Consider the following 22,239-nt stretch of genomic DNA (forward strand, 5'->3'; position numbering starts at 1 on the left):
AAATGAAAGCCTATCTGAAACTTTTGACGGGTTTTGACAGGTATCGCTCAGGGACTATAGCAGCCGTGCATCTGCCCACCTTAGGATTTCTCCCAGCGAAACATCGCCACCCATAACAATAATCATCGGAGCCTGACATGACCCTCCACATCTCCACCGCGCCTTGTTGCTGGGGCGTCGACGACGTCAACAATCCTCATCTGCCGGCGTGGCAACAGGTTCTTGGCGAAGCGGCGCAAGCGGGGTATCGCGGCATCGAATTGGGGCCATACGGTTACCTGCCACTGGACGCCGATGCGGTGGGCTCGGTGCTGGTCAAACACGGCCTGCACGTGGTGGCCGGCACGGTGTTCGACAATCTGGTCGATCCCGCCAACCTGCCCAGCCTGCTGCATCAAACCCGTAATATCTGCGCATTGCTCAAGCAGCTGCCGGCAATTCCCCTGGAGCCGGGGCAACGTTTCGCCATGCCGTGTCTGGTGGTCATCGATTGGGGGCATGAGGAGCGTGACTACGCCGCTGGCCACTCTGACCGCGCGCCGCGCCTGGCGCCCGATGCCTGGCGGGGCATGATGGCCCATATCCGCGCCATCGCCGAGTTGGCGTGGACGGAATTCGGTGTGCGCACGGTGATTCATCCGCACGCCGGGGGCTACATCGAGTTCGCTGATGAGCTGGCCCGACTGGTCGAAGACATCCCCTACGAAGTGGCTGGCCTGTGTCTGGACACCGGCCATCTGTACTACGCCGGTATGGACCCGGTGCAGACCCTGCGCCAGTACGCGGACCGCGTGGATTACCTGCATTTCAAAGACATCGATCAGGCCGTGTTCGATCAAGTGCTGGGCGAACACATCACCTTCTTCGCCGCGTGCGCAAGAGGCGTGATGTGCCCGATCGGCCAGGGTGTCATCGACTACGGCGCCTTGCGCGAGCTGATCACCGAGATCGGTTACCAGGGTTACATCACGGTCGAGCAAGAACGTGATCCACGTAACGCCCACGGCAGTCTGCGCGACGTGGCTGCCAGCCGTGACTACCTGTCCCGGGCGGGTTTCTGATTTCTCTCATGCGAAGGACTTTTCGATGATCAATGGCAGCAAGCGAATTCCTCAACCAATCCGCTGGGCGATGGTGGGCGGCGGGCGTGACAGTCAGATCGGCTACATCCATCGTTCGGCGGCCCTGCGTGACCAGTCGTTTGCACTGGTGGCCGGCGCCTTCGACCTGGACCCGCAACGCGGTCGCGACTTCGGTGTGCAACTGGGGGTCGACCCCGAGCGTTGCTACGCCGACTATCGCAGCCTGATTGAGGGCGAAGCCGGGCGGGCGGATGGTATCCAGGCCATTTCCGTGGCGACGCCCAATGGCACTCACTTTGAAATCACCAAGACCGCTCTGGAAGCGGGGCTGCATGTGGTCTGTGAAAAGCCGCTGTGCTTCACCCTCGAGGAGGCGCAAACCCTGCGCGAAATCGCGTTGTCGCGAAACCGGGTGGTGGGGGTGACCTACGGCTATGCCGGGCACCAGTTGATCGAGCAGGCGCGGGAAATGATCGCCCAGGGTGAGTTGGGTGAGGTGCGCATGGTGCACATGCAGTTTGCCCATGGCTTCCACTGTGAGGCGGTCGAGGCGCAGAGCGAGGCGACCAAATGGCGGGTCGATCCGCGCCTCGCTGGCCCCAGTTATGTGCTGGGAGACGTTGGCACTCATCCGCTGTACCTGTCGGAAGTCATGCTGCCCGAGCTCAAGATCAAACGGCTGTTGTGCACACGCCAGAGCTTTGTCAAAAGCCGCGCACCACTCGAGGACAACGCCTACACACTGATGGAATACGAAGGCGGGGCCATGGGCAGTGTGTGGTCGAGCGCGGTGAACGCCGGATCCATGCATGGCCAGAAAATTCGGGTGATCGGCTCCAGGGCCAGCCTTGAATGGTGGGATGAGCGGCCGAACCAGCTGTCATTCGAAGTCCAGGGTAAACCTGCCCAGGTGCTGGAGCGCGGGATGGGTTATCTGCATCCCCATGCGTTGCTTGATGACCGGATCGGTGCCGGGCATCCGGAAGGGCTGTTCGATGCCTGGGCCAACCTCTATTACCGTTTCGCCTTGGCCATGGACGCCGCCAACCGTGGTGATCATGAACAACTGGCAACGCTGCGTTATCCAGACATCAATGCCGGTGTCGAAGGCGTGCGCTGGGTCGAGCGCTGCGTCCATTCTGCGGACCTGGGTGGGGTGTGGGTCGATTACTGAGTAACGGGTGCCCCTGGCGGATCGGCGTGCGGCTGAGCAGTCGTGAGATAGACTGATCAGCGGACATCGGACGGTGGGGGTCACAAGTGGCGCAATTCACATGGATTCGCTGATCACCGCAGCAGCGCGTGCGCTCGCGGCGGGTGATCCGCTCGGCGCGCTGAACCGCATCGCCTTGCGCAACGACGCGCCTGCACTCGCGCTTCGAGGCATCGCGATGGCGCAACTGGGTGACCTTGTGCGGGCGAAGGCGCTGGTGCGAAGTGCCGCGCGGGCGTTCGGTGCGAAGGAGGCCTTGGCCCGCGCGCGGTGTGTTGTTGCCGAGGCCGAGATCGCGCTCGCCTCGCGTGACCTTAACTGGCCGGCGAAGGCGCTCGACACCGCACGGACGACGCTTCAGGCACACGGCGATAGGGTCAACGCCGCCCATGCGCGCTATCTCGAGATTCGCCGCTTGCTGCTGATCGGGCATCTCGACGAGGCCGAGGGCCGTCTCGCCGAACTCGACCCGACGCCATTACTGCCCGCGTCGAGGGCTGCTTACGAACTGGTTCTGGCGGGCATCGCGATGCGTCGTCTGCAAACGAAAGCGGCGCGCGCGGCACTTGAGCGGGCCGGGCATGCTGCGCAGCACGCGGGCATTGCGGCACTCACCGCCGAGGTCGAAAGCGCCAGGCATATCCTCGATACACCAGCGGCGCGGCTGATTATCGGTGGGCAGGAACAGCCGCTGCTGCTCGATGAGATTGAAGCGTTATTGGCATCCCCCACGCTGGTGGTGGACGCTTGCCGGTATGTGGTGCGCGACGCAGGCGCGTCGGTTTCGCTCGCCCGGCGTCCGGTGTTGTTCGCGCTCGCCCGGGCGCTGGGCGAAGCGTGGCCGGCCGACGTGCCGAGGGAAACGTTGATTGCGCGAGCCTTTCGGATGAAGCACGCGGATGAGTCCCATCGCGCACGGTTGCGCGTCGAACTCGGGCGGCTGCGCGGGGCGCTGCACTTGATTGCCGACGTGATCGCGACCCCACGAGGGTTTGCACTGGTGCCACGGGTTGCGCCTGACGTCGTGGTGCTGGCGCGGCCTGTCGAAGAACAGCATGCGACGCTGCTCGCTTTTCTAGCCGACGGTGAGTCGTGGTCGAGTTCGGCCCTGGCGTTGGTGCTCGGCGCCAGTCAGCGCACCGTGCAACGAGCCCTCGACACGCTGGCGGCGACCGGCAAGGTGCAGTCGTTCGGTCACGGTCGGGCTCGTCGCTGGATGCTCCCGCCGGTACCTGGATTCGCGACGGGATTGTTACTCACGGCGTTGCTGCCCAGTGATTAGCATCCTCTTCACTACCCCAGTGAACGCAGTCAGTAAACGAGGAGCAAGACATGAAACATTCAACGGCTGAAGTCATCCGCGAATACGGGCCTTTTCCGGGCATCGACCATGTGCATGGCGTCACCCATGACGGCCAGCGTGTCTGGTTTGCCTCAGGCGATAAACTCAACGCCCTGGACCCGGCCAGCGGCAAAACCCTGAAATCGATCGATGTCGCCGCCCATGCCGGCACCGCCTTCGATGGCCAGCATCTGTTTCAGATCGCCGAGGATCGCATCCAGAAGATCGACCCGCAGACCGGCCGCGTGCTCTCCACCATCCCCGCGCCCGGTGGCGGTGGTGACTCGGGGCTGGCGTGGGCCGAAGGCACGCTCTGGGTCGGTGAGTATCGCGAGCGCAAGATCCATCAGGTCGATCCCCAGACCGGAGCGGTGCTGCGCACCCTGGAATCCAACCGCTTTGTTACCGGGGTGACCTGGGTCGAGGGTGATCTGTGGCACGGCACCTGGGAAGGTGACGAGAGCGAGTTGCGGCGAGTCGATCCTGCCACGGGCGAGGTGCTGGAGAGTGTCCAGATGCCGGCTGGCGTCGGCGTGTCGGGGCTTGAGTTCGATGGCCACGACCGGTTTTTCTGTGGCGGCGGCAACAGCGGGAAGGTGAGAGCCGTGCGCCGGCCAGAATGACAGGCTGCACCCAGCCCGTCAGAAGGTGAACGCTTGCGCCGAGCGTGAAGGACGCTGAGTCATCTCGATTTCCAGCAGATGCTCAACCAGCACATCATTCAAAAAGCGGAACTGATCGTTAAGCCCGACCACTTCGTTACTGAAGTGGTGGGTGGCCGCCGGCATCAGCAAGGTTTCGAATTGCTTGTCGAACACCAGCGCGACGGCTTTTCGAGAGACGACCTGCTGCGAATAGTAGTTGCTGCCGAACACCGGAAAGCTCACGGCGAGGCTGACGGAATAAATCATGATGTCGGCTCCTCGGTTTGACCGATATCCAGCACCAGGCGGGAAAACAGGGTCAGGGTGATGGCCGTCAGGGCCAGGCAGGTCAGAAGGTGGATCAACATGGTCTGCCCCTCCGATGCGGGGTTTGAGTGGCGATGAGTTGATCCTGCACCTGACGGTTTTTTTGCGGAAGGCATTCGCGGCGATGGTGAATATCGACGTGGATGATGGTGGCGTTCCTCGATGGACTTGCGGGTCTGCTCGCGCAGGTATTTTTGAGGGCGCTACCACACTTCCTGACGGACGGCCCCCAGCCCCGACCTATACTCAAATCAACATGCTTTTACGCGTCGAACGCTCCGTTCGACGCAGACTGTAGGACACTGCGATCTTGAACCTGCGTTCGCTGATCGTCGCTGTGTTGGTGGTACTGGCGGGATGCGTAACGACTGCGCGTGCCCCGGTAGTCGTGGCGCCGGTAGTGGTTTCCCAGAGCACCTGGCAGCAGGTTGACCAGGAAATTGTCGCGGCTTCGCAGCAGGCCACCGAACAGGCCAGGGTCTATGCCCGCGGATCCATGGAGCATTGGCGCACGCGGGTTTACGAACAGACCGAAGAAGTCTTCATTCCGTGGTTCAGCAGCTATTGGACCCAGGAATGGCTGTCGATGAAGGTCAGCTGGTACACCCTCAGTGCCGGGGGTGAGCAGGATGCCTCGGCCAAACGCCTGGCGGCCTATCTGTTGGAGCAATATCACCACAAAGTGCTGGACCCGGTAGCGGTGGAGATCGATCCCGACGAGATCCTCGGGCAGGCGACAGCGTATTACGTGCAAGCTCTCGGCCAGCAACTTCAGGTCATCTCCCAGCGTCATGGCGTGCCGATGGCGCAGCTCAACGACCGTATCCAGAAAATTCCGGCGATTTCGCTGGGACCGCCGCCCGCCCGTGACGCGTCGCTGTATCAGGTGGTGCACAGTGAACCGCTGACTAAGTTGCCGGCCTACGCGGCGTTGATCGACAAGATCCACACGGCAGGCGGTGAGAAGGGCATTGCCTCGACGGACGCCGGCATGACGCCAGTGGCCAAGCGCGCGAGCAAACGAATGGAAGCCGAAATGGCCCCACGAGGCGCGGCTGGTGCCGTGGCGGCAGCGGCGGGGAAACTGGCCGGGGCGGTGATTTCCCTGGGAGTGGCGGGGGTGCGTGCGGTTATTCAAGCCAACGACCGACCCGATAGCGAGGCGCTGATCCGCAGCAGCCTGGGCGACTCATTCGACAAGGCGTGGCTGAAGCTGGTGCAAAACCCCACCACCGGTGTCATGGCCGGAACGCTGTACATGGCCGGGCAAATCGAAGGCGGCTTGGCCCAGTCCCTGGCCCAGCCTGTTGCACAACCTGTTGCTCAGCCCGTCGAGCCGTCGGTCGGCTTGGGTGCGGGAACTGTCGATTGGAGCCACGCTGGATCGACTACCCAGCAGATCAACCCATAACCCGAGGAGAATGATCATGGCTTACGTTGATGGCTTCGTCGCAGCGGTGCCCAAGGCCAACCGCGAAAAGTTCAAGAAACACGCGGAGTCCGCCGCCGCGATTTTCAAGGAAAACGGCGCGCTCAGCCTCGCTGAATGCTGGGGCGACGACGTGCCTGATGGCAAAGTGACGTCGTTTCCCATGGCGGTCAAACTCAAGGAAGACGAGACCGTGGTGTTTTCCTGGATCGTCTGGCCGGACAAGGCCACCCGTGACGCTGGCATGGCGAAACTGATGAGCGATCCGCGGATGCAACCGGACGTCAATCCGATGCCGTTCGACGGCCAGCGGGCGATTTTTGGCGGTTTCGAAATGCTCGTCAAAGCCTGAAGAGGCGGCAGGATCACTCCGGCGTCGGGGTGATCCTGCAGCTTTTGCGATTGCGAATCTCGCTGTCCGACGGCCGCTCCTTGATGAACTCGAAGCGCGGCTCGCCTTCGTTGTAATGAACCAGCCAGCCCCATTCCAGCTCGGACTCATCCTGGCCGGGCTTCGGTGGTACGGCCCACCATGGCTCTTTGCTGATGACCTGACGCATGGCGTCCTCCCGTCGATTCGGTTGCTTCAACTATAACGCGCATGCCGGCAGGTGCCAGAAATGGGCTTGCTGGCGGGGTATCCCTTTGTAAAATCAAAGGGTCCCCAAGCATTGAGGTGCCAGACATGAGCGATGAAACCCGCGAGCCGTTCAAACGGCTGTTTTTCGCCCTGAACTGCGCCCCCGAACAACGCCGGGCCATCGCCCAGTGGCGTGGCGCGCTGGGGCTCAACGTCGGGCGCCCGGTGCCGGCAGAAAACTTTCATCTGACCCTGCTGTTTCTCGGCACGGTGGGCATGGCGCAAATAGCCGGTGTCTGCAAGGCCGCCGCCAATATCCGCACGTCCGGCGTGCCGTTGACGGTGGTGCTGGATCGGCTGGACGTCTGGCGTCGCTCCGGGGTGTTGCTGCTGGCGCCCGCGCAGGCGGCACCGGAGCTGCTGCGCCTGGTGTATGCGCTGGAGCAGGCCATGTTGCCGTTCGGTTTTGAAGACACCCATCGGGAATTTCGCCCGCATTTGACCCTGATGCGCGACTACCGGGCGCCGGTCCCCGAATCCGCGACGCCGCCGGAGTTTTACCTGCGCGCCGATCGCTTCAGCCTGTTCGAGTCCCATAAAGGCCGATACATAGCGCTGGCCGAGTGGCCGCTGGTCACTTCATAAGCCCACAAAAAAAGGCGCCCGAGGGCGCCTGAATTCACCTAAACCGAGGAAGCCAGGTGAAGCCGTTCTGCAGAGAGGAGTGCAGCGGTGGTAAGGCGCTGCGTGAACGGAAAAGGGAAAGCTGTAATGGATGATCGTTCCCACGCGGAGCATGGGGACGATCAGTGAGGCGGGATTACTTGCCCAGCTTCACCCGCGTCCAGCCCCGGGTCATGATCCGCTGGGTGGCAATCGGCATGTCAGGAATGGCATACAACGTCGCCATCACCGCTTGCGGCGGATACGATCCCGGGTCGTCACGAATCGCTTCGTCCACCAACGGCGTGGCCGCCGCGTTGGCATTGCTGTAGCCGATGCTGTTGGTGACTTCGGCGATGATGTCCGGGCGCATCAGGAAGTTCATGAACAGGTAGGCGTTGTCGACGTTGGCGGCGTCCCGAGGGATGGCGACCATGTCGTAAAAGCTGCCGGCGCCTTCTTTCGGGATGCTGTACTCGATCTTGACCTTGTCGCCGGCTTCCTGGGCGCGGGCCTTGGCTTGCAGCACGTCGCCGGAGTAACCGACGGCGACGCAGATGTTGCCGTTGGCCAGGTCGGAGATGTATTTCGACGAATGAAAGTAGGCCACCGATGGCCGGATCTTCATGAACAGCGCCTCGGCTTCGGTGATTTGCGCCTTGTCCCGGGAGTTCACCGGATAGCCCAGATAGTGCAGGGCAGCCGGAAGCATTTCCGTCGGTGAATCAAGAAAGCTGATGCCACAGGCTTTGAGCTTGGCGGCGTTTTCCGGTTTGAACAGCAAGTCCCAGGAATTCACCGGGGCATCAGTGCCGAGCACTTCCTTGACCTTGGCCGGGTTGTAACCGATGCCGATCGAACCCCACATGTACGGGAAGGCGTGGCCGTTATCCGGGTCGCTGGCCGAGGCATTTTTCAGCAGCACCGGGTTGAGATTCTTCCAGTTCGGCAGCTTCGATTTGTCCAGTTCCTGATAGACCCCGGCCTTGATCTGCTTGGCCAGGAAACTGTTGGACGGCACCACGATGTCATAGCCCGATTTTCCCGCCAGCAGCCGTGCTTCAAGGGTTTCGTTACTGTCGAACACATCGTAGGTCACGCGGATACCGGTCTCGTCTTCGAACTTCTTGACGGTGTCCGGGGCGATGTAATCCGACCAGTTGTAGACGCGCAGTACCTTGTCATTGGCCTGGGCGCCAGCGGTGATTGCGCCCAATAAGGACAGTGTCAGCAGAGTCCTGCCAAACATTTTCATCGGTACAACTCCATTCTTTTTATTCAAATCACATAAAACAAAAATGCGGTGAACACAAAACCTGTGGCTAGCGGACTTACCTGTGGCGAGGGAGCTTGCTCCCGCTGGGCTGCGTAGCGGCCCCAAAATTCTGGCAACCCATACCTATTTGTGAGTGCTGCGCACTCAAGCGCGAGCAAGCTCGCTCGCCACAGGTCAGTGCTCACTTGACAGTGGCACTAGACCGTCGCTTCTACCATTTGCTTTTTCGGTTGTTGCCAGGACTCGCTGGCAGTCTGGTCCATCGCTTCCTGAATCGCTCGTTTGCGGGTGGCTTCGGCCCTGCGGCTGAAATACCAGACCATGAACGTGACGATCGACACCGCCAGCAGAATCAGGCTGGCCACGGCATTGATCTCAGGCTTAACGCCCAGGCGCACCGCCGAGAACACTTCCATCGGCAGGGTCGTGGAGCCTGGCCCCGACACGAAGCTCGCCAACACCAAATCATCCAGCGACAAGGCAAACGACATCATGCCGCCGGCCGCCAGTGACGGCGCGATCATTGGAATGGTGATCAGGAAGAACACCTTGAGCGGCCGTGCACCGAGGTCCATGGCCGCTTCTTCGATGGACAAATCCAGCTCACGCAAGCGCGCCGACACCACCACCGCCACATAGGCTGCACAGAATGTGGTGTGAGCGATCCAGATGGTGACGATGCCGCGCTCCTGCGGCCAGCCGATCATCTGCGCCATGGCCACGAACAGCAGCAGCAGCGACAGACCGGTGATCACTTCCGGCATCACCAGCGGCGCCGTCACCAAGCCACCGAACAGCGTACGGCCCTTGAAGCGGGTCACGCGGGTCAGCACGAACGCCGCCAATGTGCCGAGCGCCACCGCGGCAATCGCCGTGTAGCAGGCGATTTCCAGCGAGCGCACCACCGAGCCCATCAGTTGCGTGTTGTCGAGCAGGCCGACATACCACTTCACCGACCAGCCGCCCCACACCGTCACCAGCTTCGAGGCGTTGAACGAGTAGATCACCAGAATCAGCATCGGCAGGTAGATAAACGACAGGCCGAGCACCAGCATCAATCGTGAAAATCCGAAACGGTTCATCCCCGTCCCTCCATCTCTTTGGCCTGGCTACGGTTGAACAGCAGAATCGGCACAATCAGGATCGCCAGCATCACCACCGCCAGGGCGGACGCCACCGGCCAGTCGCGGTTGTTGAAGAACTCCTGCCACAGCACGCGGCCGATCATCAGGGTTTCCGGGCCACCCAACAGTTCCGGAATCACGAACTCACCGACCACCGGAATGAACACCAGCATGCAGCCGGCGATGATCCCGTTCTTGGCCAGCGGCACGGTGATTTTCCAGAAGTTGTTGAAGTTGCTCGAACCCAGGTCCGACGCGGCTTCCAGCAGGCTGCCATCGTGCTTCACCAGGTTGGCGTACAGCGGCAGCACCATGAACGGCAGGTACGCGTAAACCACCCCGATGTACACGGCGGTGTTGGTGTTGAGGATCTCGATCGGCTGTGACGTGAGCCCGCTCCACATCAGGAACGCATTGAGCAATCCGTTGTTGCTGAGGATGCCCATCCACGCATACACGCGGATCAGGATCGCGGTCCAGGTCGGCATCATGATCAACAGCAGCAAGACGTTTTGCGCTTCCTTGCTGGCCTTGGTGATCGCATAAGCCATCGGGAAACCGATCACCAGGCACATCAGCGTACTTAAGAATGCGACCTTCAACGAGCCGAAGTAAGCCGAGATGTACAGCTCATCCTCGGTCAGCAGCGAGTAGTTGCCGAGGTTCAGCAGCAGCTGGAATTTCTGTTCGGCGAAGGTGTAAATCTCGGAGTAGGGCGGAATGGCCAGGGCTGCTTCCGAGAAGCTGATCTTCATCACCAGGAAGAACGGCAACAGGAAAAACAGGCACAGCCACAGGAATGGAATGCCGATGACCATTTTGCGGCCACTGGGCACCAGGCGCAGGAACTGCTGATTGAAGGTTCTCATGAGCGCAGTACCACGCCGCTGTCGTCTTCCCACCACACGTAGACCTGATCGTCCCAGGTCGGGCGTGCGCCACGGCGTTCGGCGTTGGCCATGAACGACTGGACGATCTTGCCGCCAGGCAGCTCCACATAAAACACCGAGTGGCCACCGAGGTAGGCGATGTCATGCACCTTGCCTTCGGACCAGTTGTAGCGGGTCTCGGGCTTGAGGGTGCTGACCAGCATTTTTTCCGGGCGGATAGCGTAGGTGATCGACTTGTCCTGCACCGAGGTACTCACGCCGTGGCCGACGTAAATCTTCTGCGCAAGGTCCGGGCTGTGGATGATCGCGTGACCTTCCAGGTCTTCCACAACGGTGCCGTCGAAGGCGTTCACGTTGCCGATGAACTCGCAGACCATGCGGCTGACCGGTGCTTCATAGATGTCGACCGGGCTGCCGATCTGGGCGATCCAGCCCAGGTGCATGATCGCGATGCGCTCGGCCATGGTCATGGCTTCTTCCTGGTCGTGGGTCACCATCACGCAGGTCACGCCGACGCGCTCGATGATTTCCACCAGCTCCAGTTGCATCTGCGAACGCAGCTTTTTATCCAGTGCGCCCATCGGTTCATCGAGCAGCAACAGCTTCGGTCGCTTGGCCAACGAGCGCGCCAGTGCCACACGCTGACGCTGACCGCCGGACAATTGATGCGGCTTGCGTTTGGCGTATTGGGTCATGTGCACCAGGCGCAGCATTTCTTCGACACGGGCGTCGATTTCGCTGGCAGGCAAACGGTCCTGCTTGAGGCCGAAGGCGATGTTCTGCGCCACCGTCATGTGCGGGAACAGCGCATAGGACTGGAACATCATGTTGATCGGCCGTTCGTAGGGCGGCATGTCAGTGATGTCGACACCGTCGAGCAGAATCCGCCCTTCGGTCGGGCGCTCGAAGCCGGCGAGCATGCGCAGCAGCGTCGATTTGCCCGAGCCGGAACCACCGAGCAAGGCGAAGATTTCGCCTTGATGGATTTCCAGGGACACATCGTCCACGGCGGTGGTTTCGTCGAATTTCTTGGTGACGCGGTCGACTTTCACCAGCACCTTTTTCGGTGCCTGGTGACCATCAAGAGCCTTCCTGTAGATGCTGGAGGCGTTTGCCATATGAAACTCCCAACAGGTTTCAGTCGTCGGGCCAACACGGCCTGACTTAAGAGTGGATTGCAAACCCGGGCCGGGCGATGCCATTGAATTCAACGCTTACCGCTCGGGCTTATTCGGCACCGCCGTCCTGGCTGCCTGGTCGTACTTGTTGTTATTGCGGTTCATCTATTACGTGAGCCACCGGCGCGCAAAGGCACGCCCGCCAGACTCACGGGGGCAGTCAATCGATTGGTAACGTCTGAAGTCAGCGCGTATTGCGCAGCGCCGCCCGTTGTCGGCACGCCTCGCCAAACGCCTGGAAAATACTCAAGTAAGGGGGATTCGAAAGCACCTGCCATTCCGGGTGCCATTGCACGCCGACGGCGAAGGTCTTGCTGTGCTCGACGGAGATCGCCTCGATCAAACCATCCGGCGCGATCGCCTCAGCGCGCAGGCCCGGTGCGAGTCGGTCGATGCCCTGGCTGTGAATCGAATTGACCTGGAACACCTGCGGCAGGTCCAGTGCTTCGAACACACCGCCCGGTTGCACATTCACTGCATGGGCCGCTGCGTACTGCACGGCCAGATCGGGACTGTCCGCTTCCCGGTGATCGAGCATGCCGGGCAGTTCGTGCACCTTCTGATGCAGGCTGCCGCCGAACGCCACGTTCATTTCCTGAAAGCCCCGGCAGATGCCGAGCACCGGAACACCGGCGGCGATGGCTGCACGCAATAAGGGCAGGGTGGTGGCGTCCCGTTGCGGATCGTGATTCGTACCGGGAGCGCTGGCCGGGCCTTGATAGTGGAAAGGCTCCACATTCGACGGCGAGCCGGTCAGCAACAGACCGTCGAGCTGCACGAGCAGCGCATCGGTTTCGGTCAGGTCGCCTAAGGAAGGAATGACCACTGGCAGCCCCAATGCCGCGACGCTGACAGCACGCAAGTACTTGTCGCCGCTGACGTGGTAGGGGTGCAGGCCAATCTGTTTGACGCACGCAGTAACGCCGATCAATGGCTTGAATGCCATTTTTATCACCTCGAAGTTTCACACTTGAACGAGCTTTTCCGGAGCTTAGCCTTGTTGATTTTAATTAACAACTCTCATGTAAAAAATTCTAAACGCCGAACGTCCGATGCTGAGGGTCTGCGCGGTGTGCAAGCCTGATATGGCACTCTGGCGCCCAAAAAAGGCCAGAAAATAAAGGCTGAAAGGCCATGTGTTCGCTATTGACTTCACTTTGCCGTTCGGGTTGACTGGCTATCGCAAGTGAAGTGAACATAATAATTAACAGCTAATAGGTGCATCATGTCGGTCCCTCTGCGTGCCGTTCAACTCAACGAAGCAAACGCATTCCTTAAGCAACATCCTGAGGTTTTGTACGTCGACCTTCTGATTGCGGATATGAACGGCGTGGTGCGCGGCAAGCGCATCGAGCGCACCAGTCTCCACAAGGTCTACGAAAAAGGCATCAACCTGCCGGCGTCACTGTTTGCCTTGGACATCAACGGTTCCACGGTGGAAAGCACTGGCCTGGGTCTGGACATCGGCGACTCGGATCGCATCTGCTATCCCATCCCCGATACCCTCAGCATCGAACCCTGGCAGAAGCGCCCGACCGCGCAGTTGCTGATGACCATGCACGAGCTCGAAGGCCAGCCGTTCTTTGCTGACCCGCGCGAAGTGCTGCGTCAGGTGGTGAGCAAGTTCGATGACATGGGTCTGACCATTTGCGCGGCGTTCGAACTGGAGTTCTACCTGATCGACCAGGACAACGTGAACGGTCGTCCGCAGTCGCCACGCTCGCCGGTGTCGGGCAAGCGTCCGCACTCGACGCAGGTGTACCTGATCGACGATCTGGACGAATACGTCGACTGCCTGCAAGACATCCTCGAAGGCGCGAAAGAGCAGGGCATCCCGGCTGACGCGATCGTCAAGGAAAGCGCCCCGGCGCAATTCGAAGTCAACCTGCATCACGTCTCCGACCCTATAAAGGCCTGCGACTACGCGGTGCTGCTCAAGCGTCTGGTGAAGAACATCGCCTACGACCACGAGATGGACACCACGTTTATGGCCAAGCCATATCCGGGTCAGGCGGGCAACGGTTTGCACGTGCACATTTCGATTCTCGACAAGCAAGGCAACAACATCTTCGCCAGCGAGGATCCCGAGCAGAACGCCGCGCTGCGACACGCGATCGGCGGTGTGCTCGAGACCCTGCCGGCGCAGATGGCGTTCCTCTGCCCGAACGTCAACTCCTACCGTCGTTTCGGCGCGCAGTTCTACGTACCGAACTCGCCAAGCTGGGGCATCGACAACCGTACCGTGGCGGTGCGCGTACCCACCGGTTCGGCGGATGCCGTGCGCATCGAGCATCGTGTCGCTGGCGCCGATGCCAACCCGTACCTGCTGATGGCCTCGGTGCTGGCTGGTATTCACCACGGCCTGACCAACGAAATCGAGCCGGGCGCCCCGGTTGAAGGCAATAGCTACGAGCAGAACGAGCAAAGCCTGCCGAACAACCTGCGCGACGCATTGCGTGAACTGGACGACAGCGAAGTCATGGCGCGCTACATCGACCCGCTGTACATCGACGTGTTCGTGGCGTGCAAGGAAAGCGAGCTGGCCGAGTTCGAGAACTCCATTTCAGACCTTGAGTACAACTGGTACCTGCACACGGTTTAACGGGGGCTGACACTAAACCTGTGGAGAGGGAGCAAGCTCCCTCGCCACAGGTTACTCATCGCTTGCCCATCGGTTAACACGATCACTTATTCCTCTGCGTAGAGTCACAACCATGACAAACACTCGCAGCGACTGGGAGCAACGCTTCCAGTCCTTGACACTAGAAGGCCGCGCATTCATCGACGGCCAATACTGCCCGGCACTCAGTGGCGACACCTTCGAATGCATCAGCCCGGTCGACGGCCGCTTTCTGGCGAACATCGCCAGCACTGACGAAGCCGACGCCAATGCGGCAGTCGCCGTCGCGCGTCGTGCATTTGAATCCGGCATCTGGGCGCGGTTGGCGCCTGCAGAACGCAAGCGCATCTTGATTCGCTTCGCGGACTTGATCCTGGCCAACCAGGAAGAACTGGCGCTGCTGGAAACCCTCGACATGGGTAAACCGATCAGCGATTCCATGGCCATCGACATTCCAGCGGCCGCCAACGCGATCCGCTGGAGCGCCGAAGCCATCGACAAAATCTACGACGAAGTCGCCGCCACCCCGCACGACCAATTGGGCCTCGTCACTCGTGAGCCGGCAGGCGTTGTCGCCGCAATCGTGCCGTGGAACTTCCCGCTGATCATGGCCAGCTGGAAGTTCGCCCCAGCCCTGGCGGCAGGCAACTCGTTCATCCTCAAGCCCTCGGAAAAATCACCGCTGACGGCGATCCGCATCGCGCAACTAGCCCTCGACGCCGGCATTCCCAAAGGCGTGTTCAACGTGTTGCCGGGCTTCGGTCACACCGTCGGCAAGGCGCTGGCGTTGCACATGGACGTCGACGTGCTGGCCTTCACTGGCTCCACCGCGATTGCCAAGCAACTGATGATCTACGCCGGGCAAAGCAACATGAAGCGCGTGTGGCTGGAGGCGGGCGGCAAGAGCCCGAACGTGGTGTTCGCCGACGCGCCGGACTTGCGCGCAGCGGCTCGGGCAGCGGCCAGTGCGATTGCCTTCAACCAGGGCGAAGTCTGCACCGCCGGCTCGCGCCTGCTGGTGGAGCGCTCGATCCGCGAGCAGTTCATTCCGCTGCTGCTGGAAGCGCTGCAAGCCTGGAAACCAGGCCATGCGCTCGACCCTGAAACCACCGTCGGCGCCGTCGTCGATCAGCGCCAATTGGACAATGTGCTGCGCTACATCCAGGTCGGCAAAGAGCAGGGCGCGCAACTGATTGCTGGCGGCAATCGCACCCTTGAAGGCACCGGTGGCCTGTACGTGGAGCCAGCGATATTCGACGGCGTGACCAACGCCATGACCATCGCCCGGGAAGAAATCTTCGGCCCGGTGCTGTCGCTGATCACCTTTGACACCGCCGAAGAAGCGCTGCAGATCGCCAACGACAGCATCTTCGGCCTCGCCGCCGGAGTCTGGACCAGCAACCTTAGCAAGGCCCACACGTTCGCTCGCGGCTTGCGCGCCGGCAGCGTCTGGGTCAACCAGTACGACGGCGGCGACATGACCGCGCCGTTCGGCGGGTTCAAGCAGTCGGGCAACGGTCGGGACAAATCGCTGCACGCGTTCGACAAGTACACCGAACTCAAAGCGACCTGGATCAAGCTCTGACACCTTTACAGCGGCGGTCGCCGGCACATGCCGGCGGCCCTCGGAGAAATGTATGAAGCACACCCATGTAAACAGCTATTACGCCGCAACCCGCAACCAGACCGGCGATTACCCGATTCTTGAAGAATTGGTGGAATGCGACGTCTGCGTGATCGGCGCTGGCTACACCGGCCTGTCCTCGGCGCTGTTCCTCAGCGAAGCGGGCTATAGCGTAACGGTACTGGAAGCCGCCAAAGTCGGCTTCGGCGCCAGCGGTCGCAACGGCGGTCAGTTGGTCAACTCCTACAGCCGCGACGTCGATGTAATCGAAGAGCGCTACGGCGACAAGACCGCCGGAGTCCTTGGCAGCATGATCTTCGAAGGCGCCGACATCATCCGTTCGCGCATCAAGGAGTACGACATCAAATGCGACTACCGCCCCGGCGGCATCTTCGCAGCGCTGAACAAGAAGCAACTCAACGGCCTGGCCGAGCAGAAGCGTAACTGGGAACGCTACGGCAACAACAACCTGAAAATGCTCGACGCCTCGGACATCCAGCGCGAAGTCGGTTGCGACAACTACGTCGGCGGCCTGCTGGACATGCAGGGCGGCCATATCCACCCGCTGAACCTGGCCCTCGGCGAAGCCGCTGCGATCATTCGCCTGGGCGGCAAAATCTACGAACAATCCGCCGCCGTGGACATCTCCTACGGCGAGCCAATCACCGTGCGCACCGCCAAAGGCGTGGTGCGGGCCAAGTACCTGCTGATCGCCGGCAACGCCTACCTGCCGCAAGACCTCGACAACCGCGTGACCCGCAAAAGCATGCCCTGCGGTTCGCAAATCGTCGTCACCGAGCCGTTGTCGGAGAAGATCGCCCGCAGCCTGATCACCAATAACTACTGCGTCGAAGACTGCAATTACCTGCTCGACTACTACCGCCTCACCGCCGACAACCGCCTGCTGTACGGCGGCGGCGTGGTCTACGGCGCCCGCGAGCCGGACGACATCGAACAACTGATCCGCCCGAAGATCCTCAAGACCTTCCCGCAACTCAAGGACGTGAAAATCGACTACCGCTGGACCGGCAACTTCCTGCTGACCATGTCGCGCATGCCGCAATTCGGCCGCATCGAGAAAAACGCCTACTACATGCAAGGCTACAGCGGCCACGGCGTCACCTGCTCGCACCTGGCCGGCAAACTGATCTCGGAAATGATCCGCGGCGACGCCGAACGCTTCGACGCCTTCGCCTCCCTGCCACACATGCCGATGCTCGGCGGCCGCACTTTCCAGGCCCCACTCACCGCCATGGGCGCGGCTTATTACGCCTTGCGAGATCGCTTCGGCATCTAGCTTTAACCTTGCCGGCGGCCTCCGCCGGCCAAGGCTGCGCATCACTCCCGTGGCGAGGGAGCTTGCTCCCGCTGGGGCGCTAAGCGGCCCCGCTTTTTGCCATTGATGCAATCCATGCGGGACAAATCTTCGTGGCGAGGGGGCAAGCCCCCTCGCCACAGTTTCTAAACCAGAACTGACTGACATCAGAAGCCGACAGCTTTTTTGCCAGCCGTTTATCGAACCTGCTGAGCAACACCCACAAACGTGATTTAATACCCGCCTTCCACGGTTCCGGGACGGGAAACGGCGTAATCCGCGGCCACCAGTCGCCCGCCACCCACCCCCATTACCCCTTAAGTAGTTCTCACATAAGGCTGTCATGGACACGGGCTCACGACTCAAATTAGTACGCGAAAGCTACAAACTGTCCCAGCGCGAGCTGGCCCGGCGTAGCGGCGTCACCAATGCCACCATCTCCCTGATCGAACAGAATCGCGTCAGTCCCTCCGTCAGCTCCCTCAAAAAACTGCTCGAAGGCATCCCCATGTCTTTGGCGGACTTCTTCACCTTCGACCAACCGCCGCGCGAGCATCAGTACGTGTTTCGCGCCAATGAACAGCCGGACCTCGGGCGTCATGGGCTGCGGTTGTTGCTGATTGGCGCTTCGGTGCCGAGTCGGCAGATGCGGCTGTTGCGTGAGCAGTACGCGCCTGGGGCGAGTTCGGGGGAAGAGCCGATTGTGCATGCTGAGGGGGAGGAGTGTGGGCTCGTAACCCGTGGCACCGTCGAGTTGACGGTGGATGGGCAGATTAGTGTGTTGAATGCCGGGGATGGGTATTACTTCCCGACGACGCTGCCGCATCGGTTTCGCAATATTGGGGCGGATGAGGCTGAAATCATCAGTGCCAACACCCCGGCTAACTTCTGATACCTGAAGCAAACATTAAATCTGTACAGGCCTCCGGCGGGGCGACCAATACTTTCGGTCGCCCCTACCAGCAATTACCACTCCATACCTCAAGTGAGAGCGTCTGCGACGCCGTTCAAAGTGACTTCAAGTAGTCGAGAAGTTGTGACCTTTGGACATCACTGAGGCTGCCCACGCCATAGTCATGCCCGGCGTTGCTATTGCCATCAAGCTTGGTGTCGAAAAGAAACCAGTTCTTGTCCGATTTCTCGGTCTTGAATCCAACCCTTTTGTTATCGAACTCATTGGTCCCTGTGTAAAAACTCGACGGGCGCTGATGGGGTGGCAGCAGAAGGTCATTCAGGCTCGGTACAGAGCCGTTATGCAAATAGGGAGCGGTGGCCCAGATGCCGGTCAGGGGTCTTGCTTTATAGGCGAGAAGAGGAACGGTTGAGCTGGCACGGTAGCAGTTGTATAGCCGTAGCGCTTTCTCATCCAAACGACTGAACAGGGCACGGTCCTTGAAGCCAGGGACTTTTTGAGGTTTGGTATCTATACCAAGCAATCCATCGAAAGCCAGTTCGGCGACATCGCGTCCTTTACCCAGTAACGTCTCCAGGACGGTCACACCCAGCATGTTGTAGAGAAGGTCATTTGACTTGATGGGTCCTGTTTTATCGACTTTGGAATAACCCGCCAACACTCCAGAATCCGCTTTAAATTGATAGGCATTGCACGCCATCCAGGGATCCGTGCCAATGGTCGAGTCTTTTGGGCTCTGGGCATTGAAATTGTCATTCGCAGAGATTGGAATCATGACCGCTTTGATGGGCGTGGCGAGATTGTTTCTATCAAGGGGGGCATGGCAGCCGGCACAATTTTCCGTAAATAATTTGGCGCCAGGCGTGAGGTCTTTTGGCAACTGCCCAGGCCACCGCGGAGGCTTCAGGGTATAAAGAGAACGTTCTAGAACATCCAGATTTTTCACGTTCACACTGGAGACAAACCCTGCCTTGGCCGCGGATTCTTTAACCGGGCGAATGTCGGCGAACACACCGATGGCCTCTCCTGCATTACGCCCCAGACCTCCGACATCGAGGCCTTCGCCCGTGAGCGAGAAGAGTTTTGCTTTACTGACCATTCCGTTCCATTGGAGAACGTTGTGTTGAGGCGTATTCCAGAGAAATGGATAACTCACCGGCGCATCGGAGGGGTTAGGGGTAGGCGGTTTCGCTTGGGTGACTTGACTGATTTTGTTGAGAATGTGGCCCACTGCATCAAGGCGACCTGGGCCATATTGCAGATCTGTGGCATTCAGTGTCTCGTTTTGGGCATAAAACGCATTCAAGCTATCCAGGGATTTTTTCAACCGTTGGCGATTCCCTTTCGACAGATCATCACCCAGGACACTCTTTGCAAAGCGTTCAAATTTTTCAGGGTCGGAAGCCGTTTTGCTCAAGGCCTCTCTAAAATATTTAAAGAAATTTTGAAAGTCGGCGTTCGTTGGCCCGCCATTGATCACAAGATTCTGCTCTTCAAATTTGATCTGAGCCGTGTGACAAGCAGAACAGTTCATCCCCACCCACGGTTCTCTCGACCCTTGTCCAAAAAACCAGCGGAGTTTCGTGAAAGACAACTTGCTGTCGTGACTGTCATCCAAAACGAAACCCATCGGCAACGTAAAGCGCTTACCGTTATAAGACGGACGATAAGGCGTGTAACCGTAGGCGGAGATCGTTTTGTCACTCATGAACTTCTCCTCTGAACCAGGCTCTTCCAATGCAAGCGCCCAGGAGAGAGGGAGAATTCTCGATCCTTGTGAAAGTTCAAGCCAATTGGACTGGGTGGTGTCACTCCATCCCTGATCCAGAATGTCGGCAGCCTGAGCCATGGAATGAGCGCCGAAAAACAACAATGCAGCGCAGGCAAACGGGGGGGCTTTTAACGTGTTCATCAGATTCCCTTCTATTTGTAATTCCTGTTGAGACCCATCACGTTGGTAGCCAATAGCTACCAGCCATGAGTGTAGCCACAAAAAATACGGCTCTTTAATTTTGTTCCATGCCCCGTACCCGGACAGAGCCCGGGTTGTTCATTACGTAAAAAAGACCTTGCCGTTTGGCACTCGGCTTTTTCTCTGCGGACTACAGCGCCTTGGTGTTGTGAGCATTTTTCTACACCACATCAGGAAACGTCCTGCGCTCTCATCGGAAGCGCCCGATTTAGCCATTACAAGTCATCCCTTAACCTCCTCGAATGAATCCATTCATTGACGTCAAAATAGTGGCCATCTAATATCGCGCCACTATTGTGCTATCAGTCTCCATTCGAGGGATCGAACATGTATCCACCCGCCCTCGTGGCGAGGTTGTGCCTGGCTTTGCTGTGCCTTTCTCCGCTGAATCTTGCTCACGCTGCCCCCACCCCCGGTGAAACCGATCTGATCCGCGAACGTCAGGATCGCTTGCTCGACGAGCAGCGTCGGCGTCTCGAGGAGCTCAAGGAATTACCCGGCAAGGCAGCCAAACCCGCGCCCGCGACGGCCCCGGCCGACGCCCGTTGTTTCCCCATCAAGGACATCGAACTCAAAGGCGCCGACAGTCTTTCGGACAGCGAGAAAAATCGCCTGCTCAAGCCATATATCGGCCAATGCCTGGGCGTCACGCAGCTCAACGAGCTGCTGAAAGTCATCACCGATCTGTACATCGAGAAGGGCTTGGTCACCAGCCGGGCCTACTTGCCGCAGCAGGATTTGTCCGCTGGGCATCTGAAGGTGCTGGTGGTCGAGGGTCGGCTCGAAGGGTTGAAGGGCGCGCAGGATAGCAAGCTGTCGGACCGCGAATTGGCGATGGCTTTCCCCGGTAAGAGCGGGGAGCTGGTCAATCTGCGGGAAATCGAGCAGATGGTGGATCAGCTCAACCGTTTGCCGTCGAATCAGGCGCAGATGGAGTTGTCGCCGGGCAAGAACGTCGGTGGCAGCGAAGTGCTGGTCAAGAACACGCCGCAGAAGCCGTGGCGTGCCGGGTTGTCCCGCAGTAACGACGGCCAGCGCAGCACCGGCGAGCAGCAGTGGGGCACGACGTTCGATTGGGACAGCCCGCTGGGCCTGGCCGATCAGTTGATGCTGCGCGGTGGTCACGATGCGATGACCGATCACCAGCACACCTCCAACAACGCCATGCTCAATTACAGCCTGCCGTGGGGCTGGTGGAACTTCAGTTACACCTACAGCCAGAGCGAGTACCGCTCGCAAGCCCAGGCCAACGGTTTCAATTTCAAGCAGACCGGCGACAGCGAAAACCATCAGTTGCGCGCCGAGCGGGTGATCCATCGCGACGCCCTGAGCAAGACCTCCCTCAGCACCGGCCTGTCGTACCTGCGCACCAGCAACTTCATCGAAGACAGCAAGCTCAAGCTGAGCAGCAACCGCATCAGCGAAGCGCAGTTCGGCATCAACCACGGTCGGCGGGTCGGCAGTGCCTTCGTCAACCTCGACCTGGGCATGCAACAAGGCATTGGCGCGTTCGACGCCCAGGGTAACGGTGATCCGGGCCCCGGCGAGCCGAACGCGCGTTACCGCAAATACACCGCCACCGCGAGTTATCTGCAGCCGTTCAAGCTGTGGGGCGAGTCCTTCAGTTTCAGCAGCCTGATGACCGGCCAGCGTAGTGAAGACGTGCTGTTCAGCCCGCAGCGCACCAGCCTCGGCGGGCAGTCGTCGATCCGTGGCTATAAGGACCAGTCGTTGTCCGGTGACAGCGGCGGCTACTGGCGCAACGAACTGCGCTGGAGCCATCCGATCACTTTGGAATGGCTGCGCCCGGTGTTCGCCGAGTACGGCACCAGCCTCGGTTACGACCAGGGCGTGATCCGTGGCGACCGCTATAACGGCGATCAGCACGGGCGCATGTCCAGCGATTCCGTGGAGTTGTTCGCCCGGGGTCAGCATGTGGCCGCCAGCGTGACTTTTGCCCATTCCCTAGAACGCCCTGACGTGCTGACCGAGCGCGAAGCGCCGATCTACTTCCGCGTGGATTTCTTCCTCTAAATTCTGTTTTAAC

At 60.0% G+C, this 22,239-nt stretch carries 20 protein-coding genes; 12 read left to right on the plus strand and 8 right to left on the minus strand.

Features of this window, described 5'->3' with window-relative positions:
- The first annotated feature begins 137 nt into the window (after positions 1-137).
- From ACEN8R_RS07110 to ACEN8R_RS07125, 4 genes are all read left to right on the plus strand, one after another.
- A complete protein-coding gene (locus ACEN8R_RS07110) occupies positions 138-1,061 on the plus strand; it encodes a TIM barrel protein (protein ID WP_064618506.1) in 924 nt (307 codons plus the stop codon).
- Between the two features lie 25 nt (positions 1,062-1,086).
- Positions 1,087-2,256 carry a Gfo/Idh/MocA family protein gene (locus tag ACEN8R_RS07115; RefSeq protein WP_018930092.1) on the plus strand — a complete coding sequence of 390 codons (1,170 nt, stop codon included), beginning with the start codon at positions 1,087-1,089 and terminating at the stop codon, positions 2,254-2,256.
- 100 nt (positions 2,257-2,356) lie between these two features.
- Entirely contained in the window at positions 2,357-3,577 is a 1,221-nt protein-coding gene (locus ACEN8R_RS07120; RefSeq protein WP_018930093.1) for a hypothetical protein, read from the plus strand.
- Positions 3,578-3,627: 50 nt separating this feature from the next.
- The gene (locus ACEN8R_RS07125) at positions 3,628-4,260 is read left to right on the plus strand and encodes a Vgb family protein (RefSeq protein ID WP_018930094.1); all 633 of its coding nucleotides are present in this window, start codon (positions 3,628-3,630) and stop codon (positions 4,258-4,260) included.
- 18 nt (positions 4,261-4,278) lie between these two features.
- Here ACEN8R_RS07125 and ACEN8R_RS07130 read toward each other — a convergent pair whose 3' ends face one another.
- On the minus strand, positions 4,279-4,548 hold the full coding sequence (locus tag ACEN8R_RS07130) for a hypothetical protein (protein WP_018930095.1): 270 nt from the start codon (positions 4,546-4,548) through the stop codon (positions 4,279-4,281).
- A 370-nt stretch (positions 4,549-4,918) separates the two neighbouring features.
- On the opposite strand from ACEN8R_RS07130, the gene ACEN8R_RS07135 reads away from it, so the two are divergent.
- Together ACEN8R_RS07135 and ACEN8R_RS07140 are read left to right on the plus strand one after the other, a co-directional pair.
- Positions 4,919-6,019, plus strand: a complete 1,101-nt coding sequence (locus tag ACEN8R_RS07135) for a hypothetical protein (RefSeq protein ID WP_018930097.1) — start codon at positions 4,919-4,921, stop codon at positions 6,017-6,019.
- Between the two features lie 16 nt (positions 6,020-6,035).
- Positions 6,036-6,389 (plus strand): DUF1428 domain-containing protein, encoded by a 354-nt coding sequence (locus ACEN8R_RS07140; RefSeq protein ID WP_018930098.1) that lies wholly within the window; start codon positions 6,036-6,038, stop codon positions 6,387-6,389.
- Positions 6,390-6,402: 13 nt separating this feature from the next.
- On the opposite strand, the gene ACEN8R_RS07145 is transcribed toward ACEN8R_RS07140, so the two are convergent.
- Positions 6,403-6,597 carry a hypothetical protein gene (locus ACEN8R_RS07145; protein ID WP_018930099.1) on the minus strand — a complete coding sequence of 65 codons (195 nt, stop codon included), beginning with the start codon at positions 6,595-6,597 and terminating at the stop codon, positions 6,403-6,405.
- 125 nt (positions 6,598-6,722) lie between these two features.
- Here ACEN8R_RS07145 and thpR point away from each other — a divergent pair, with 125 nt between their 5' ends.
- A complete protein-coding gene (thpR, locus tag ACEN8R_RS07150) occupies positions 6,723-7,262 on the plus strand; it encodes an RNA 2',3'-cyclic phosphodiesterase (protein WP_018930100.1) in 540 nt (179 codons plus the stop codon).
- A gap of 175 nt (positions 7,263-7,437) precedes the next feature.
- Here thpR and ACEN8R_RS07155 read toward each other — a convergent pair whose 3' ends face one another.
- From ACEN8R_RS07155 to ACEN8R_RS07175, 5 genes are all read right to left on the minus strand, one after another.
- Positions 7,438-8,535 (minus strand): polyamine ABC transporter substrate-binding protein, encoded by a 1,098-nt coding sequence (locus ACEN8R_RS07155; RefSeq protein WP_018930101.1) that lies wholly within the window; start codon positions 8,533-8,535, stop codon positions 7,438-7,440.
- Between the two features lie 218 nt (positions 8,536-8,753).
- Positions 8,754-9,638 carry an ABC transporter permease subunit gene (locus ACEN8R_RS07160; protein ID WP_018930102.1) on the minus strand — a complete coding sequence of 295 codons (885 nt, stop codon included), beginning with the start codon at positions 9,636-9,638 and terminating at the stop codon, positions 8,754-8,756.
- Positions 9,635-10,516 carry an ABC transporter permease subunit gene (locus tag ACEN8R_RS07165; RefSeq protein WP_177343113.1) on the minus strand — a complete coding sequence of 294 codons (882 nt, stop codon included), beginning with the start codon at positions 10,514-10,516 and terminating at the stop codon, positions 9,635-9,637. Before ACEN8R_RS07165 ends, ACEN8R_RS07160 begins: the two co-directional genes overlap by 4 nt.
- Positions 10,517-10,545: 29 nt before the next feature.
- Entirely contained in the window at positions 10,546-11,688 is a 1,143-nt protein-coding gene (potA, locus tag ACEN8R_RS07170) for a polyamine ABC transporter ATP-binding protein (protein ID WP_018930104.1), read from the minus strand.
- A 244-nt stretch (positions 11,689-11,932) separates the two neighbouring features.
- Positions 11,933-12,694, minus strand: coding sequence for a gamma-glutamyl-gamma-aminobutyrate hydrolase family protein (locus tag ACEN8R_RS07175; protein WP_495624695.1), 762 nt, complete (start codon positions 12,692-12,694; stop codon positions 11,933-11,935).
- A gap of 279 nt (positions 12,695-12,973) precedes the next feature.
- Between ACEN8R_RS07175 and ACEN8R_RS07180 the strand changes: the two genes are divergently transcribed.
- The 4 genes from ACEN8R_RS07180 to ACEN8R_RS07195 all read left to right on the plus strand — a co-directional run bounded on the left by ACEN8R_RS07180 (position 12,974) and on the right by ACEN8R_RS07195 (position 18,199).
- Positions 12,974-14,350, plus strand: a complete 1,377-nt coding sequence (locus ACEN8R_RS07180; RefSeq protein ID WP_018930106.1) for a glutamine synthetase family protein — start codon at positions 12,974-12,976, stop codon at positions 14,348-14,350.
- A 112-nt stretch (positions 14,351-14,462) separates the two neighbouring features.
- Entirely contained in the window at positions 14,463-15,953 is a 1,491-nt protein-coding gene (locus ACEN8R_RS07185) for an aldehyde dehydrogenase (RefSeq protein WP_495624696.1), read from the plus strand.
- Positions 15,954-16,005: 52 nt separating this feature from the next.
- Entirely contained in the window at positions 16,006-17,289 is a 1,284-nt protein-coding gene (locus tag ACEN8R_RS07190; protein ID WP_495624697.1) for an NAD(P)/FAD-dependent oxidoreductase, read from the plus strand.
- Positions 17,290-17,650: 361 nt separating this feature from the next.
- The gene (locus ACEN8R_RS07195; RefSeq protein WP_008011722.1) at positions 17,651-18,199 is read left to right on the plus strand and encodes a cupin domain-containing protein; all 549 of its coding nucleotides are present in this window, start codon (positions 17,651-17,653) and stop codon (positions 18,197-18,199) included.
- Between the two features lie 115 nt (positions 18,200-18,314).
- Here ACEN8R_RS07195 and ACEN8R_RS07200 read toward each other — a convergent pair whose 3' ends face one another.
- On the minus strand, positions 18,315-20,132 hold the full coding sequence (locus ACEN8R_RS07200; protein WP_495624698.1) for a di-heme-cytochrome C peroxidase: 1,818 nt from the start codon (positions 20,130-20,132) through the stop codon (positions 18,315-18,317).
- Between the two features lie 387 nt (positions 20,133-20,519).
- Between ACEN8R_RS07200 and ACEN8R_RS07205 the strand changes: the two genes are divergently transcribed.
- Complete coding sequence (locus tag ACEN8R_RS07205) at positions 20,520-22,226, plus strand: ShlB/FhaC/HecB family hemolysin secretion/activation protein (protein ID WP_495624699.1); 1,707 nt, start codon at positions 20,520-20,522, stop codon at positions 22,224-22,226.
- Positions 22,227-22,239: the final 13 nt, after the last annotated feature.

This window comes from Pseudomonas sp. Pseusp15 (assembly GCF_059492165.1).

Excerpts from the sequence above, each read along its gene's own strand:
- ACEN8R_RS07110 (WP_064618506.1), top strand. The coding sequence starts at position 138 with ATGACCCTCCACATCTCCACCGCGCCTTGTTGCTGGGGCGTCGACGAC.
- ACEN8R_RS07115 (WP_018930092.1), top strand. The coding sequence starts at position 1,087 with ATGATCAATGGCAGCAAGCGAATTCCTCAACCAATCCGCTGGGCGATG.
- ACEN8R_RS07120 (WP_018930093.1), top strand. The coding sequence starts at position 2,357 with ATGGATTCGCTGATCACCGCAGCAGCGCGTGCGCTCGCGGCGGGTGAT.
- ACEN8R_RS07125 (WP_018930094.1), top strand. The coding sequence starts at position 3,628 with ATGAAACATTCAACGGCTGAAGTCATCCGCGAATACGGGCCTTTTCCG.
- ACEN8R_RS07130 (WP_018930095.1), bottom strand. The coding sequence starts at position 4,548 with ATGATTTATTCCGTCAGCCTCGCCGTGAGCTTTCCGGTGTTCGGCAGC.
- ACEN8R_RS07140 (WP_018930098.1), top strand. The coding sequence starts at position 6,036 with ATGGCTTACGTTGATGGCTTCGTCGCAGCGGTGCCCAAGGCCAACCGC.
- ACEN8R_RS07145 (WP_018930099.1), bottom strand. The coding sequence starts at position 6,597 with ATGCGTCAGGTCATCAGCAAAGAGCCATGGTGGGCCGTACCACCGAAG.
- thpR (WP_018930100.1), top strand. The coding sequence starts at position 6,723 with ATGAGCGATGAAACCCGCGAGCCGTTCAAACGGCTGTTTTTCGCCCTG.
- ACEN8R_RS07155 (WP_018930101.1), bottom strand. The coding sequence starts at position 8,535 with ATGAAAATGTTTGGCAGGACTCTGCTGACACTGTCCTTATTGGGCGCA.
- ACEN8R_RS07160 (WP_018930102.1), bottom strand. The coding sequence starts at position 9,638 with ATGAACCGTTTCGGATTTTCACGATTGATGCTGGTGCTCGGCCTGTCG.
- potA (WP_018930104.1), bottom strand. The coding sequence starts at position 11,688 with ATGGCAAACGCCTCCAGCATCTACAGGAAGGCTCTTGATGGTCACCAG.
- ACEN8R_RS07175 (WP_495624695.1), bottom strand. The coding sequence starts at position 12,694 with ATGGCATTCAAGCCATTGATCGGCGTTACTGCGTGCGTCAAACAGATT.
- ACEN8R_RS07180 (WP_018930106.1), top strand. The coding sequence starts at position 12,974 with ATGTCGGTCCCTCTGCGTGCCGTTCAACTCAACGAAGCAAACGCATTC.
- ACEN8R_RS07185 (WP_495624696.1), top strand. The coding sequence starts at position 14,463 with ATGACAAACACTCGCAGCGACTGGGAGCAACGCTTCCAGTCCTTGACA.
- ACEN8R_RS07190 (WP_495624697.1), top strand. The coding sequence starts at position 16,006 with ATGAAGCACACCCATGTAAACAGCTATTACGCCGCAACCCGCAACCAG.
- ACEN8R_RS07195 (WP_008011722.1), top strand. The coding sequence starts at position 17,651 with ATGGACACGGGCTCACGACTCAAATTAGTACGCGAAAGCTACAAACTG.
- ACEN8R_RS07200 (WP_495624698.1), bottom strand. The coding sequence starts at position 20,132 with ATGAACACGTTAAAAGCCCCCCCGTTTGCCTGCGCTGCATTGTTGTTT.
- ACEN8R_RS07205 (WP_495624699.1), top strand. The coding sequence starts at position 20,520 with ATGTATCCACCCGCCCTCGTGGCGAGGTTGTGCCTGGCTTTGCTGTGC.